Raw genomic sequence first — 14719 nt, 5'->3', positions numbered from 1 at the left:
AAGATGGCTGCTAAAGACGTTAAATTTGGTAATGACGCACGAGTTAAAATGCTAGAAGGCGTAAACGTTCTAGCTGACGCAGTAAAAGTAACACTGGGTCCTAAAGGTCGTAACGTAGTTCTAGACAAATCTTTTGGTGCACCAACGATCACTAAAGATGGTGTATCAGTAGCGCGTGAAATTGAACTGGAAGACAAATTCCAGAACATGGGCGCACAAATGGTTAAAGAAGTTGCGTCTAAAGCAAACGACGCAGCGGGTGACGGTACAACAACAGCAACCGTACTAGCGCAAGCAATCGTAAACGAAGGTCTAAAAGCAGTTGCAGCGGGTATGAACCCAATGGACCTTAAGCGCGGTATCGACAAAGCAGTTATCGCAGCGGTTGAGCAACTAAAAGAGCTATCTGTTGAGTGTAACGACACTAAAGCAATCGCACAGGTTGGTACTATCTCTGCGAACTCTGACTCAAGCGTAGGTAACATCATTGCTGAAGCAATGGAAAAAGTTGGTCGCGACGGTGTTATCACTGTTGAAGAAGGTCAAGCACTACAAGATGAGCTAGACGTAGTAGAAGGTATGCAGTTCGACCGCGGTTACCTATCTCCTTACTTCATCAACAACCAAGAAGCAGGCAGCGTTGAGCTAGAAAACCCATTCATCCTTCTGATCGATAAGAAAGTATCGAACATCCGTGAACTTCTTCCAGCACTAGAAGCAGTAGCAAAAGCATCTCGCCCACTACTGATCATCGCTGAAGACGTAGAAGGTGAAGCATTAGCAACACTAGTTGTGAACAACATGCGTGGCATCGTTAAAGTAGCAGCAGTAAAAGCACCTGGTTTCGGTGACCGTCGTAAAGCAATGCTACAAGACATCGCTATCCTAACGGGCGGTATCGTGATTTCTGAAGAAGTGGGTCTAGAGCTAGAAAAAGTAGCACTAGAAGATCTAGGTCAAGCGAAGCGCGTTGCAATCACAAAAGAAAACACAACCATCATCGATGGCATGGGTGAAGAAGCAATGATCCAAGGTCGTGTTGCTCAAATCCGTCAGCAAATCGAAGATGCAACTTCAGACTACGACAAAGAGAAACTACAAGAGCGCGTTGCTAAGCTAGCAGGCGGTGTTGCAGTAATCAAAGTTGGTGCAGCAACTGAAGTTGAAATGAAAGAGAAGAAAGACCGCGTAGAAGACGCACTACACGCGACTCGTGCAGCGGTTGAAGAAGGCGTTGTTGCTGGTGGTGGTGTTGCGCTAATCCGTGCGGCATCTAAGATTGTTGACCTAGAAGGCGACAACGAAGAGCAAAACGTTGGTATCCGCGTTGCACTACGTGCAATGGAAGCACCAATCCGTCAAATCACGAAGAACGCAGGTGACGAAGAGTCAGTAGTAGCGAACAACGTGAAAGCGGGTGAAGGTTCTTACGGCTACAACGCAGCAACAGGCGAATACGGCGACATGCTAGAGATGGGTATCCTTGATCCAACTAAAGTAACTCGTAGCGCACTACAATTCGCAGCATCAGTAGCAGGTCTAATGATCACAACTGAAGCGATGGTTACTGACCTACCACAAAAAGACGGCGCAGGTATGCCTGACATGGGTGGTATGGGCGGTATGGGTGGTATGGGCGGCATGATGTAATAGCCAGCCTATCTCTTTGCTCTAAGGCTTGATAACGGCGTCGAGCATGCTCATTTACTAGCGTAAACTGCGCGTGCTCTCCTTGTTCTAAAACCTTATAGCGGTGAGCTAGACTACCGATAAAGTTCGATAAGCCGAGGTGAATACCTCGGTTTTTTGTATCTGCGTTTTTGGTGTGAGAAAGGAAAGTAGGTGCTAGAGGTGGTCAATCTCCACTTTTGCTTCCAAATATGAAATTTTATCCCTTTATTTACTAAGTGTAATTGTGTGAGTGAAATTGGCTTAAAAATACGCAACTGTGTGGCGATTGTGCGTAAACGGTCAGGGAAAAAGCAGAAAAATAAGTTTGGTGAATTAATTGCTTTATTCTTCAAGCGGTTAAATATGACTTCCAGCTAACATTTATCGAGATAAAATGGAGCAAAATCTGTACATTACACTATGTTGTAAATAAACAATCCCCCAATGGAGATGAAAATGAAAAAGCTAATGACGTCACTGGCTGTTGCAGCCGCTATTGCTTCACCTGTTGCCCTTGCTGACAGCACGCCAGTTATGTTCTCGACTATCGATAACACTAACGCACCTTCTAACTCTTCTGTTGGTGGTGTTCGTCTTGCGGTTCTTCACGGTCAAGTGAACGAAGTGAAAGGTGTCGACTTCTCTCTACTAGGTATGTCTGAAACAGACCGCACAACGGGTGTTAACTTCGGCCTTTTCTTTGGTGCGTCTAAAGTAAACCAAGAAATGAAAGGTGTTTCTCTAGGTCTATTCAACTGGAACCAAGGCCAAACTACGGGTCTTAACCTAGGTGCGGTAAACGTGACTAACAACGTTGAAGGTCTAAACTGGAGTGCTGTGAACTACTCTGAAGGTTACACAATGGCAGACATCGGTCTGGCAAGTATCTCTAAAAAATCTAACTTCCAGCTAGGTTTCTTCAACATGACAGATCAAATCGACGGCGTTCAAATTGGTCTTCTAAACTGTGCGGACAACGGCTTCTTCAAGTGTTTCCCAATCGTGAACTTCGCTAAATAATCAGCGAGCTTCGCCAAAAGTTAAGTAACCTTCCTAACTTAACGCCAGATACAAAAAGACCCCAGCATGATGTTGGGGTCTTTTTTATTGAGCTGTCTATTTGATTAAACGCGTTGATGTTTTTCGTTGCTGCATTTTCTGGTGCACACCACGACGTAGCGCTTTGACCCGATTTTCGGCTCGGTCCACGCCGAGCAAAACGGTCAGTGCCAATACGGTAATGATGATCGACTGCGATAAATAACCCAAACCAATCATCAAGCCCAATCCTGCCAATACCCAAATCACGGCTGCAGAAGTTACGCCATGGATTTTGCCGTCTTGAGTCATCATCACACCGGCACCTAAGAAGCCAACGCCCGTGATGATCTGACCCAACACACGAGCTTGGTCGAGTGTATTTGGTGAGAGTGACACTGCCATCGACATAAACAAGTAAGTGCCTGAGATAACGAGAATTGCGGTACGAATACCAACGGGCTTACCTCGTGTCTGGCGTTCTATACCGATCATCAAACCATTGATAGCACAGCAAAGTAATGCCGCCCAACTGAATGGGCCAAGATCGAAATAGTGTTCAAAAGTTGCTTGCATCTTAACCTCCAAATCTGCGGAGTATGCATAGATAAGACCGTTCGATCGAACAAAAGCTTTTGCTCGTAACGACAACCTTTATACGGCTAGCAACTTACTCTAGATGCAGATCCAGAGGCGTTTTACTTGGACGACCGCCAATTTCACGGGTTAGCTTAGGTACTAGGTAACCGGAGACTTGCGTGATCACGCCGCGCATGATTGCTTTGGCTTCTTCATCGGAAACAAAGTAGTGCGCCGCACCTTGGACTTTATCCAAAACGTGCAAGTAGTAAGGCAGAATGCCTGCATCAAACAAGGCTTCGTTTAATGCAACTTGTGCTTCAATGCTGTTGTTGACGTCTTTCAGCAATACCGCTTGGTTTAGCAAGGTCACTCCGGCTTGCTTAAGCTTCGCCATTTGAGCGGCAAATTCAGCGTTGATTTCGTTAGCGTGGTTGATGTGCGTCACCAAAATGATTTGCAGACGAGAAGCGCGAAGTAGTTGGCATAGCTCATCAGTGATACGAGCAGGAATTACCACTGGCAAACGGCTGTGAATACGCAGGCGTTTGATGTGTGGAATTTGTGCGATGTGCTCTAATAACCAGTGGATCTCATCGTCTTTTGCCATCAAAGGATCACCACCAGAGAAGATCACTTCGTTCAGCTCTGGTTGCTGCGCCATGTACTCTAAGCACTTTGTCCATGCTTGCTTGCCGCTTTTATTCTCTTGATAAGGGAAGTGACGACGGAAGCAGTAACGGCAATTCACCGCGCAGCCACCTTTCACGATCATTAAGGCGCGATTGCGGTATTTGTGTAGCAACCCAGGAAGTTCGTTGTCTTGCTCTTCTAAAGGATCATTGGAATAGCCTTCATGGACCTCAAACTCTTCGCTCAAAGGTAAAACTTGGCGCAAAAGTGGATCGTAAGGATTGCCTTTTTCCATCCTATCGACAAAACTTTGCGGTACACGCTGTGCAAACAGCTTGCGTGCAGCAAACCCGTCTTGCCATGGCGATGGATCTATTTCCAACATTTCCAGCAATTTTGCAGGATCAGAGATCCCATTCGCTAACTGTTTGAGCCAGTTTTGCTCAACAGATTCGACTTTTCGGGTTATTATGTGCGGCATTGAATTTAGCTCTAAGAATGTAAGAGGAAAAAATGGCTACAGTTAGCACCAATGAATTTAAAGGCGGCCTTAAGTTAATGCTTGATAACGAGCCTTGTGTAATTCTGGAAAACGAATACGTTAAACCAGGTAAAGGCCAAGCGTTCAACCGCGTTAAAATTCGTAAACTTCTTTCTGGTAAAGTGCTAGAGAAAACATTCAAGTCTGGTGACACTTGTGAAGTGGCAGACGTAATGGATATCGACCTAGATTATCTATATTCAGACGGCGAATTCTACCACTTTATGAACAATGAAACTTTCGAGCAGATCGCTGCAGACGCGAAAGCAGTTGGCGACAACGCTAAGTGGTTGGTAGAAAACAACACTTGTATGATCACGCTTTGGAACGGTAACCCAATTACTGTGACTCCACCAAACTTCGTTGAGCTAGAAGTTACAGATACAGATCCAGGCCTAAAAGGTGATACTCAAGGTACTGGTGGTAAACCAGCTACGCTATCAACTGGCGCTGTTGTACGTGTTCCACTATTCATCGCAATCGGTGAAGTGATCAAAGTTGATACTCGTACTGCTGAATACGTAGGTCGTGTGAAGTAATTCACCCAAACGTACTCGATGAAAAAGGTCGCTTCGGCGGCCTTTTTTATTACCTGCCATTCTCCTCGCCCTCATCCCTGCCGTCAAAAATCGATACCTGCCGCAAATTCTTGGTGATTTTGTATTATTCGTAAAAATCTTATTAATTCCATGAATCTTTCGATTATTTCTTAATGTAACAGTTTGATACATTAGTCCTCGTTGTCAGAGAGTTGCATAGCAATTTGATTTTTATCGATTTAACTCAATGACAATCCAAAAGGAGAACAAAATGGAAAGCAGAGGCTTAGGACGAGGTTTAAAAGTGGAAGAGAGACGTCAGTTACTACATAAAGGATTGAAAGCAGCCGTATTTGGTATTCCGCTGCTGGCAATCGGCTTAACGATTAATAGTTCAGTGCTGATGACCGATGCGGGTTACAGCTATGTGCATCAGAACAACATCACCGGTGAATTGGACGTATTCACGGAGCCGGGCATTCATTTTCGTATGCCGTTTTTGTCCAAGATCACCAAGTATGACCAAGTGATCACCGTGTCATTTGGTAACAGCAAGGGCGAGGATTTTTATCAACGCCTTGATGCAGTGCAGGTTCGCTTTGCCGATACCTACATTGGTCAGATCCCAGTGACATTCCGCTTCAAGCTCAGCAATGATCCTGAAGCGGTTAAGAAGATGCACAAAGAGTTCCGTAACAACAGCAACCTTATCGATGCACTGCTGGTGAAGAACGCGCGTAATGTGACGGTGATTACCGCAACCCAGTACACGGGTGAAGAGTTCTTCCAAGGTGGTTTGAACCAGTTCAAATCCAAATTGGGTGACCAGCTGCGTGAAGGTATTTATCTGACTGAACGTCGTCAGGTCGAAGTGGAAGAGCTAGACCTTGCTCCAGTAGGCGCGAATCAATCGAATGCGAACCAACTGCAACGTACTAACCAATTGGTGTGGAAGACGGTTCCGGTTGTGGATGGAACGGGGCAACCAATCCGACAGGATAACCCGCTACAGCAATACGGTATTCAAGTGACGCAGGTGACCATCGGTGACCCGCAGCCAGAGAAGCAGCTTGATCAGTTGTTGGCAGATAAGAAGCGTCTAGTTGCTGACCGTATCCGTGCGATTCAGGAGCAAGAGACCTCGAAAGCACAAGCAGAGACAGAGCAGTTACGTAAAGAGATTCAACGTACTCGTGAAGTACAAGATGCTCAGCGCAGTAAAGAGCTCGCGATCATCGCACAGCAAAAAGAAGTCGAAGTTGCGCGTCAAATTGCGGAGCGTGAAATCGTCGAAGTAGAGAAAACTAAGCGACTGGCTGAGGTGGAAAAAGAGAAAGAGCTAGCGGTAGCGGAAGCGAACCTAGCGATTCAAAAAGCCAATGCTTTGTCTGCGGAGTTTGAAGCAAAAGCGATTCTTGAAAAAGGCCGCGCAGAAGCGGAAGTCTTGAAAGCGAAGTACGCAGCTCTGGGTGCAAACCGAGAAGTGTACTTGGCAGAGTTGAACCGAGATGTGGCGAACTCGCTGTATAACAACCTGCAAAACTTCCAAGTGCAGATGCCACAAAACTACATCGGTGGTGGTGAAGAAACGGGTCTTAAAACCAACCTTGATGTCATTACGGGCTTTGGCGCATTGGGCTTAATGGACCAAACCAAGAAGGTCACACAGCAATAAGATCATGGGTGGTCAAAAGCTAAAAAAGCAAAAAGATCATAGGTGACCAAAAGCTCTGATAACTGTACAAATCAGAGTAATGCAGAGGCTGATACGTGTTATCGGCCTCTCTTTTTTGTTGGTTATCTATTGCTGAATATTTGCGCTTTATCTCAATATCACATTGATTTTATGAAGATAAAAAGGCGAGGGTGAAATTTGTAGCTATAGTAAATCGACACCCATAAGCGCAAGGAAGCACTATGTCGAATCAAGAACAACATCAACCACTCAATGATTTTGTTGAATACCCACCACAAGAAATGGCAGCAAGAGCTGTACATAATCTTGAGCAACTTCAACGCCGTCATTCCATTCGCAGTTTCTCTGATCGTCCAGTGGCGAAAGAAGTGATTGAGCACTGCATTCGAGCAGCAGGTACAGCTCCGAGTGGGGCAAACCATCAGCCTTGGCATTTTGTTGCGATTAACTGTGCGGAAGTGAAAGGGCAGATCCGCCAAGCCGCCGAAGAACTAGAGTGTTCTTTCTATGAAGGGAGAGCAGGGCAAGAATGGTTAGATGCACTGAAGCCACTCGGTACCAATGCCAGTAAGCCTTATCTAGAAAAAGCACCGTGGTTGATTGCGGTGTTTTCGCAGAAGAAGGGCGGCATGAGTAACGATGGGGAACAAACTAACTATTACGTGCACGAGTCAGTCGGGATTGCCACAGGCTTTTTACTTCAAGCACTGCACAATGCAGGTTTGGGTACGTTGACACACACGCCAAAGCCGATGAGCTTCTTGAGTAAGATTTGTGGGCGAGACAACGATGTCGATCGTCCATATATGTTGATTGTGACCGGTTATCCGGAAGAAGACGCAACCATTCCAGAACATGCAATGCACAAAAAGTCACTGGATGAAATCGCGACCTTTATTGAATAGTGTCTGAAACGAATAGCGCTGACGATAAACACAAATAACAGGCAATAAAAAAGCTGGCGAGGTGCCAGCTTTTTTCATTTTCCGTCAGCGTCTTAAATCATGAAGATAAAGACAACAGCCAGTGCAGAGATAAGACCTGCAAACGCGTAACATGCGATCTTACCTACCACACCTGTGTGGAATTTAAGGTCGTGCATGCCGTGGTGTACACGGTGCATTGCATGCCACATTGGCAACGCTAGCGTACCGATGATGAACAGTGCGCCAATGATGCTAGTTGCGAATTCAGACACGCGCTCGTAGCTCATTGCTTCTGCATCAATCACACCTAGTGGAACTAGGATGCCGAGTACGAGTACCGTGATTGGCGTGATCATTGCGAACCAAGTACCACCGGCACCAAATAGACCCCACCAGATTGGCTCATCAGAACGTTTCGGTGCTGTATTAACACTATAATTCGGTTTCATTACTCAAGCTCCTTACATCACGATGAGAACGATCAGTGAGATGAACGCAACTGCTGCCCACTGAGTCAGAACGATGATTTTCTTATCCACTGGTTTGCCTTTCAGACGAATTGGCATAACTTGTGGCATCATGCTGAAGAAAGTTTGTGCGTGGAATAGGCTACCTAGTAGTGCAACGATGTTGATCGCTACCACGATAGGGTTTGCCATGAACTCCAACCAACCTTGCCAAGCTTCTGGGCCTTTCACTAGTGAACCTAGACCGAAAGTCAGGAAGATAGTGAACAGGATAAGAGGAAGCACAGTTGCTTCACGTAGCATGTAGAAGCGGTAGAAAGGATGGTTCTTCCACCAAGTGCGTTTTACTTCACGAACGTAAGGTTTACGGTTGCTCATCCTTATGCCTCCACTTTTTTCGGTGAACCATCAGGTTTCAACATAGCAATTACGAAGTCCATAGAAGACTCTACTTTGCCTTGGTTTACTGCCGCTGCAGGATCTACGCTCTTCGGACAAACTTCAGAACAGTAACCTACGAACGTACAACCCCAAGCGCCGTTTTCACCATTGATCAGCTTCATGCGCTCATCTTTACCGTTGTCACGGCTGTCTAGGTTGTAACGGTGTGCCAGAGTTAGAGCTGCAGGGCCGATAAACTCAGGGTTCAAACCAAACTGAGGACATGCTGCGTAGCAAAGACCACAGTTGATACAGCCAGCAAACTGCTTGTATTTCGCCATTTGCTCAGGCGTTTGCAGGTTTGTGCCGTCTTCTGGTTTGCGGTCGTTACCAATGATGTAAGGTTTGATAGCTTCTAGGCGCTCGATGAACGGCGTCATATCAACGATCAAGTCTTTCTCGATTGGGAAGTTTGCTAGTGGCTCGATAGTCACGCCATTCGGGTAATCACGTAGGAAGCTCTTACAAGCGAGCTTAGGCACGTTGTTTACCATGATGCCGCAAGAACCACAGATCGCCATACGACAAGACCAACGGTAAGACAGATCTTTGTCTAGGTGATCTTTGATGTAACCAAGCGCGTCTAGCACAGACATGGTTTCATCAAAAGGTACTTCGAACGTTTGAGTATATGGTTCTGCGTCCTTCTCAGGGTCGTAACGCAGAATGTCGACTTTTTGAATGCGGTTTGATGACATTATGCTTGCTCCTCTGCCTTCTTCGCTTCTGCTTCAGCGGCTTTTTCAGCTGCTGCTGCTTTCTCTGCTGCTTCACCGTATAGACGGGCTTTAGGCTGAGATTTAGTGATCTTCACGTTGCTGTAGTCGATGCTTGGTGCAGCATCTTCTTGGAAGAAAGCGAGTGAGTGTTTTAGGAAGTTCTCGTCATCACGTTCAGTGCAACCGTCGTCTAGACGTTGGTGCGCACCACGAGATTCTTTACGCAGGATTGCAGAGTGAACCATTGCTTCTGCGACTTCTAGGCCGTAGCCCACTTCAATAGCGTATAGAAGGTCAGTGTTGAACACTTTGCCTTTGTCTTTGATGCTGATTTTCTTGTAACGCTCTTTCAGCTCAGTGATTTTCTCGATGGTTGCTTGCATCAAGTCTTCTTGGCGGTAGATACCACAACCTGCTTCCATGGTGTGACCCATTTCAGTACGGATATCTGCCCAGTTTTCATCACCTTCTTGGTTCATTAGAGCAGCAATGCGGTCTTCAACTGCTTTCACCTGAGTCGCGATAGACTCTTCGTTCCAGCCTTTGAATTCTGCCGCGCGTTTCACCGCTTGTTCACCTGCAACGCGACCAAATACCACGAACTCAGCCAATGAGTTAGAACCTAGACGGTTTGCACCGTGAAGACCAACTGACGCACATTCGCCAACCGCGAATAGACCTTTAATGCGAGTTTCACATTCGCCGTTAGTCTCAATACCACCCATGGTGTAGTGAACCGTTGGACGAATTGGAATTGGCTCTTTTGCAGGGTCAACGTTCACGTAAGCTTTCGCTAGTTCACAAATGAACGGTAGACGCTCTTGTAGATACTCTTCACCCAGGTGGCGAAGGTCTAGATGCACCACGTCACCTAGAGGGTGTTTGATGGTGTTGCCTTTCTGTTGTTCGTGCCAGAAAGCTTGAGAAACTTTGTCACGAGGACCCAGTTCCATGTATTTGTTCTTAGGTTGACCCACTGGAGTCTCAGGACCCATACCGTAGTCTTGTAGGTAACGGTAGCCGTCTTTGTTGACGATGATACCGCCTTCACCACGACAACCTTCAGTCATCAGGATACCTGTGCCAGGAAGACCTGTTGGGTGGTACTGAACGAATTCCATATCACGTAGAGGAACGCCGTGACGGTAAGCCATCGCCATGCCGTCGCCCGTTACGATACCGCCGTTGGTGTTACAGTGGTAAACGCGACCTGCGCCACCTGTTGCTAGTACAACAGACTTCGCTTTAATCGTAACCAACTCACCTTCAGACATGTGGATTGCAATCAGACCTTGTACTTCACCTTCATCAACAAGCAAGTCAACGACAAAGTACTCATCAAAGCGCTTGATGTTGTCGTACTTCATCGACGTCTGGAATAGCGTGTGAAGCATGTGGAAGCCAGTTTTATCTGCAGCGAACCAAGTACGTTCAACCTTCATACCACCAAAGCGGCGTACGTTGACTTCACCGTTCTCTTTACGACTCCATGGGCAACCCCATTGCTCCATTTGGATCATTTCGCGAGTCGCGTTCTCTACAAAGTATTCAACAACGTCCTGTTCACATAGCCAGTCACCACCGCCAACAGTGTCGTTGAAGTGGTTGTCTAAGCTATCTTCATCCTTGATAACTGCTGCTGAGCCACCTTCTGCAGCAACCGTATGGGAGCGCATTGGGTAAACTTTAGAAATAAGTGCTACTTCTAAGTCCGGGTTTGCTTCAGCCGCTGCAATAGCAGTACGAAGACCAGCGCCGCCTGCGCCGATGACTGCGATATCTGTGGTGATAATTTGCACAGTTATCCTCCAGTGTGTGATTGCGGAAATCCGCTTGTTATTGTGAGTGTGAGGGAAGGGTTTTAAGGCAATCCCTCAAAAGTAGTAGGGTTAGTGTAGGGGAGCCTTATGGCAGAAAAATTGATGTATTTGGGTTTTTTCTCCGGTAATGCACACAAGAGCATAGAAATTCTAGGTTATGTGACTGCTATCACGGCACGAAACGGTTGAGGCATAAACGTAAACTCGGTCAATGTTACATAGGTGTTGCGCGACATTACCCTCATTGATAATAGGATTAATTGTGAGTGTTTTTTGTACTGTGGAACGTGAAATACTTGCTTCAATTTTAATCGAGTTTTATTCGTATTTAGACGGATGAAATTAAGATGAATCCCCTATCGATGAACTAGGCAAAGCGTGCCAAAATTGCTATTTTCCTCGCTCACTAATGTATTGAGAGTCTTGTTATGCAAACGACCTGGCAACCTACCGCTTCTATGGAACAACTTCGTCAACGTGCTGCGTTGATCACCGCTATTCGTCAATTCTTTGCCGAGCGACAGGTGATGGAAGTTGACACGCCAGCCATGAGTCACGCCACGGTGACCGACATTCATTTGCATACCTTCCAAACCGAGTTTGTTGGACCGGGCTATGCCGATGGCAGCAAACTGTTCTTTATGACCAGCCCTGAATTCCATATGAAGCGCTTGCTAGCAGCGGGCAGCGGCTGTATCTACCAAATCAACAAAGCGTTTCGTAACGAAGAGAATGGTCGTCATCACAACCCCGAGTTCACTATGCTGGAGTGGTACCGTATCGGCTTTGATCACCACAAGCTGATGGACGAAATGGACGATCTGCTGCAACTGGTGCTGAAGTGTGGCGCGGCAGAACGTATGACTTACCAGCAAGCTTTTATTGATGTGCTAGGCGTGTGCCCATTAGAAGGCTCGATGCAAGAGCTAAAAGTGGTCGCGGCTAAGCTGGGTCTGAGTGACATTGCTGAGCCAGAAGAGGATCGCGATACCTTGCTGCAACTACTGTTCAGCATTGGTGTCGAAGCCAAGATCGGTCAGCAAGTACCAGCATTTGTTTATGACTTCCCTGCATCGCAGGCGGCGCTGGCCAAGATCAACCCGCAAGACAACCGAGTGGCGGATCGCTTTGAGGTGTACTTCAAAGGTATTGAGTTGGCGAACGGTTTCCACGAGCTGGATAACCCGAAAGAGCAATTGGCGCGTTTTGAACAAGATAATGCTAAGCGTCTGGAAATGGGCTTGAAGCCACAGCCGATTGATTACCACTTGATCGGCGCATTAGAGGCGGGCTTACCAGATTGCGCAGGCGTGGCGCTCGGCGTTGATCGCCTGATCATGTTGGCATTGGGTTGTGACCATATCGATCAAGTGACCGCTTTCCCATTCCCTATTGCTTAAGGATTGATGATGAACCTAACCGCTGCCCGTTTAGTATTGCTTAGCTACGCGACATTAATAGCGTACTTGTCTTTGAGTTCAGGAGAGCTGCAAGATTGGGGCGACATCGCGTACTTGGACAAGATGCAGCATGCGATGGCATACAGTGGTTTTGGCTTCTTGGGAGGCTTCTGTGTCGCAAATTGGCGTCAGCGTTGGATTGTGGCACTGAGTATTCTGTTATTCAGTGCTGTGATTGAAGTTTTACAAGGTTATGTGGGACGCCAAACATCTTGGCACGACTTGATTGCGAACTCGATTGGCATTCTAACTGGTCTGCTATGTTACCGTATTTGGAGCCTCTATCGACCTAGGTTGGTGAAGTCGCTATACTCGATTCGATAATGAAGAGGGAATACGATAACCATGAAAACGCGCGACAAAATCGTCTATGCCGCACTGGAGCTGTTCAACCAACATGGTGAGCGCAATATCACAACCAATCACATTGCTGACCATATTGAAATTAGCCCAGGCAACCTTTACTACCACTTCCGCAACAAGCAAGAGATTGTGCGTGAGATCTTTGCGCTTTACTCTGCGGAATTGCTAGAACGCTTTACCCCAATTCAAGGTTCTCAAGAGAGCCTGACCATGCTGAAAAGCTACCTCGACTCGATCTTCACTTTGATGTGGAAGTACCGTTTTTTCTACGCGAACCTCCCAGAAATCCTTTCTCGAGACGAGCAACTGCATGATGAATACATTGATGTTCAAGAGAAGTTGCAAGCCAACCTCATTGCAATCATGCAAGAGTTTGTGTCTTTGAAGCTGTTGAGTGTTGATCAAGAGCAGCTAAAATCACTGGTTTGTACACTGCACCTTATCGCGTGTAGTTGGTTAGCTTACCAATCGGCGATGTCACCAAAGACTCAAATCACCGAGCAAATGGTGAAACAAGGCATGCTGCAAATGCTTAACGTCGTTAAGCCAGTGGCGACCGAGCAGGGTATGGAGCAATTGCTGCTGCTTGAAGAAGCGGTGAGCCGACTGCACAGTTAATACTATTTTCCCTCCTTATTAAATCTAGAAAATGAGAGTATGGCTCTACGCTTAAAGTTTAGAGCGCAGCTCTCATTTTCAGCTCCTTCCTTGAGTTGACTTGCTGTGTTCATTTCGCACAATAGGATTCATGCACCCTAAAAGCATCCGTTGGGGTATGACTCTCGATAAAGGAACTATCGTTCAATGAACTACGACATTTTTAATGGCGATGCCGACGGCATCATCGCATTGCTGCAATTGCGTTTGGCGGACCCTATTGGCGCTGAATTGGTGACGGGCGTAAAGCGCGACATCAAGCTGGTGGAAAAAGTGGAAGTGCAAGCGGGCGATGAGCTAACAGTATTGGACATTTCAATGGAAAAGAACATGGTAGGTCTAGAGCAAGCTTTGGCTCAAGGCGCGCATGTTTTTTACGCCGATCATCATAAAGCGGGAGAGATTCCTCAACACGGGAATTTGGACGCGCACATCGACCTTGATGCTAATATGTGTACCGCTTTGATTGTCGATCAGTTGCTGGCAGGGCGATTCCATACTTGGGCGATCACTGCGGCCTATGGCGATAACTTGATTGCTAAAGCCGATGCGTTGGCAGATAAAGCTGGACTCAGCGCAGAGCAAAAAGCACAGTTAAAAGAACTTGGTACACTGATTAACTACAACGGTTACGGTTCTAAAGTCGATGACCTTCATTTCCACCCAGCGGATTTGTACCGAGCGTTAAAGCAATACGTTTCACCATTCGATGCGATTGCAGATAAAGCCTCACCCTACTATCAATTGCAATCGGCTTATCAGCAAGATATGGACGCGGCACTCGCCGTTCCTGCGACGTATGAAAGCACTAAGCTCAAGCTGTTTGAGCTGCCAAGCAATGCGGCATCACGTCGAATTAGTGGCGTTTATGGCAACTGGCTTGCAAACCAAAATCCAGACTCTGCGCATGCGGTGTTAACGGAAAATGCCGATGGTACTTACACCGTTTCTCTTCGTGCCCCGCTGAATAACAAGCAAGGTGCCGTGGCGGTGTGTGGGCAGTTTCCAACGGGCGGTGGTCGAGAAGCCGCTGCGGGCATCAATGCACTAAGCAAAGACGATGTCAGTGCTTTCATCGACGCAGTAGAGACCTACTACGCCTAGCATAGTTCTGAATACGAATACGACAAAGGAGCCGAGTGGCTCCTTTGTTTTTTTGGTTTCGTTAT

15 protein-coding genes are annotated in these 14719 nt (G+C 46.7%); 9 read left to right on the top strand and 6 right to left on the bottom strand.

The genetic code is table 11. From position 1 onward, the window contains the following. Window positions 1-3: 3 nt before the first annotated feature. A complete protein-coding gene (gene groL, locus KHO06_RS15645; protein ID WP_005425042.1) occupies window positions 4-1650 on the top strand; it encodes a chaperonin GroEL in 1647 nt (548 codons plus the stop codon). A gap of 477 nt (window positions 1651-2127) precedes the next feature. After that, a complete protein-coding gene (locus KHO06_RS15640) occupies window positions 2128-2691 on the top strand; it encodes a hypothetical protein (protein ID WP_005425048.1) in 564 nt (187 codons plus the stop codon). A 96-nt stretch (window positions 2692-2787) separates the two neighbouring features. On the opposite strand, the gene KHO06_RS15635 is transcribed toward KHO06_RS15640, so the two are convergent. Next, window positions 2788-3285 carry an MgtC/SapB family protein gene (locus tag KHO06_RS15635; protein ID WP_005425045.1) on the bottom strand — a complete coding sequence of 166 codons (498 nt, stop codon included), beginning with the start codon at window positions 3283-3285 and terminating at the stop codon, window positions 2788-2790. Between the two features lie 94 nt (window positions 3286-3379). Then, window positions 3380-4402 (bottom strand): EF-P beta-lysylation protein EpmB, encoded by a 1023-nt coding sequence (epmB, locus tag KHO06_RS15630; RefSeq protein WP_212581851.1) that lies wholly within the window; start codon window positions 4400-4402, stop codon window positions 3380-3382. 32 nt (window positions 4403-4434) lie between these two features. Here epmB and efp point away from each other — a divergent pair, with 32 nt between their 5' ends. From efp to KHO06_RS15615, 3 genes are all read left to right on the top strand, one after another. Further along, the gene (gene efp, locus KHO06_RS15625) at window positions 4435-5001 is read left to right on the top strand and encodes an elongation factor P (protein WP_005425036.1); all 567 of its coding nucleotides are present in this window, start codon (window positions 4435-4437) and stop codon (window positions 4999-5001) included. Window positions 5002-5272: 271 nt separating this feature from the next. After that, window positions 5273-6676, top strand: a complete 1404-nt coding sequence (locus KHO06_RS15620; protein WP_005425046.1) for an SPFH domain-containing protein — start codon at window positions 5273-5275, stop codon at window positions 6674-6676. Between the two features lie 242 nt (window positions 6677-6918). After that, a complete protein-coding gene (locus KHO06_RS15615; protein WP_212581850.1) occupies window positions 6919-7602 on the top strand; it encodes a nitroreductase family protein in 684 nt (227 codons plus the stop codon). Window positions 7603-7694: 92 nt separating this feature from the next. On the opposite strand, the gene frdD is transcribed toward KHO06_RS15615, so the two are convergent. The 4 genes from frdD to frdA are packed head-to-tail and all read right to left on the bottom strand — an operon-like array spanning window position 7695 to window position 11049. Beyond that, window positions 7695-8072: a fumarate reductase subunit FrdD gene (frdD, locus tag KHO06_RS15610; protein WP_005425034.1), complete on the bottom strand. Its 378-nt coding sequence runs from the start codon at window positions 8070-8072 to the stop codon at window positions 7695-7697. Between the two features lie 12 nt (window positions 8073-8084). Continuing rightward, window positions 8085-8468, bottom strand: coding sequence for a fumarate reductase subunit FrdC (frdC, locus tag KHO06_RS15605; protein WP_005425044.1), 384 nt, complete (start codon window positions 8466-8468; stop codon window positions 8085-8087). Window positions 8469-8470: 2 nt separating this feature from the next. Further along, window positions 8471-9229 carry a succinate dehydrogenase/fumarate reductase iron-sulfur subunit gene (locus tag KHO06_RS15600; protein WP_005425032.1) on the bottom strand — a complete coding sequence of 253 codons (759 nt, stop codon included), beginning with the start codon at window positions 9227-9229 and terminating at the stop codon, window positions 8471-8473. Then, a complete protein-coding gene (gene frdA, locus KHO06_RS15595) occupies window positions 9229-11049 on the bottom strand; it encodes a fumarate reductase (quinol) flavoprotein subunit (protein WP_005425038.1) in 1821 nt (606 codons plus the stop codon). The genes KHO06_RS15600 and frdA overlap by 1 nt, the downstream gene beginning before the upstream one ends. Window positions 11050-11498: 449 nt before the next feature. Between frdA and epmA the strand changes: the two genes are divergently transcribed. The 4 genes from epmA to KHO06_RS15575 all read left to right on the top strand — a co-directional run bounded on the left by epmA (window position 11499) and on the right by KHO06_RS15575 (window position 14654). Continuing rightward, window positions 11499-12470, top strand: coding sequence for an elongation factor P--(R)-beta-lysine ligase (epmA, locus tag KHO06_RS15590; RefSeq protein WP_009707851.1), 972 nt, complete (start codon window positions 11499-11501; stop codon window positions 12468-12470). Between the two features lie 9 nt (window positions 12471-12479). After that, window positions 12480-12854 carry a VanZ family protein gene (locus KHO06_RS15585; RefSeq protein WP_005425039.1) on the top strand — a complete coding sequence of 125 codons (375 nt, stop codon included), beginning with the start codon at window positions 12480-12482 and terminating at the stop codon, window positions 12852-12854. A 21-nt stretch (window positions 12855-12875) separates the two neighbouring features. Then, window positions 12876-13511 (top strand): TetR/AcrR family transcriptional regulator, encoded by a 636-nt coding sequence (locus KHO06_RS15580; protein ID WP_005425015.1) that lies wholly within the window; start codon window positions 12876-12878, stop codon window positions 13509-13511. Between the two features lie 186 nt (window positions 13512-13697). Continuing rightward, complete coding sequence (locus KHO06_RS15575) at window positions 13698-14654, top strand: DHH family phosphoesterase (protein WP_212581849.1); 957 nt, start codon at window positions 13698-13700, stop codon at window positions 14652-14654. Window positions 14655-14719 lie beyond the last annotated feature (65 nt).

The sequence above is a fragment of the Vibrio sp. B1FIG11 genome (assembly GCF_905175335.1).
Lineage (GTDB): Bacteria > Pseudomonadota > Gammaproteobacteria > Enterobacterales > Vibrionaceae > Vibrio > Vibrio campbellii.
The sequence above is the reverse complement of the archived record's forward strand: the minus strand, read 5'-3'. Positions and strand labels throughout refer to the sequence as shown.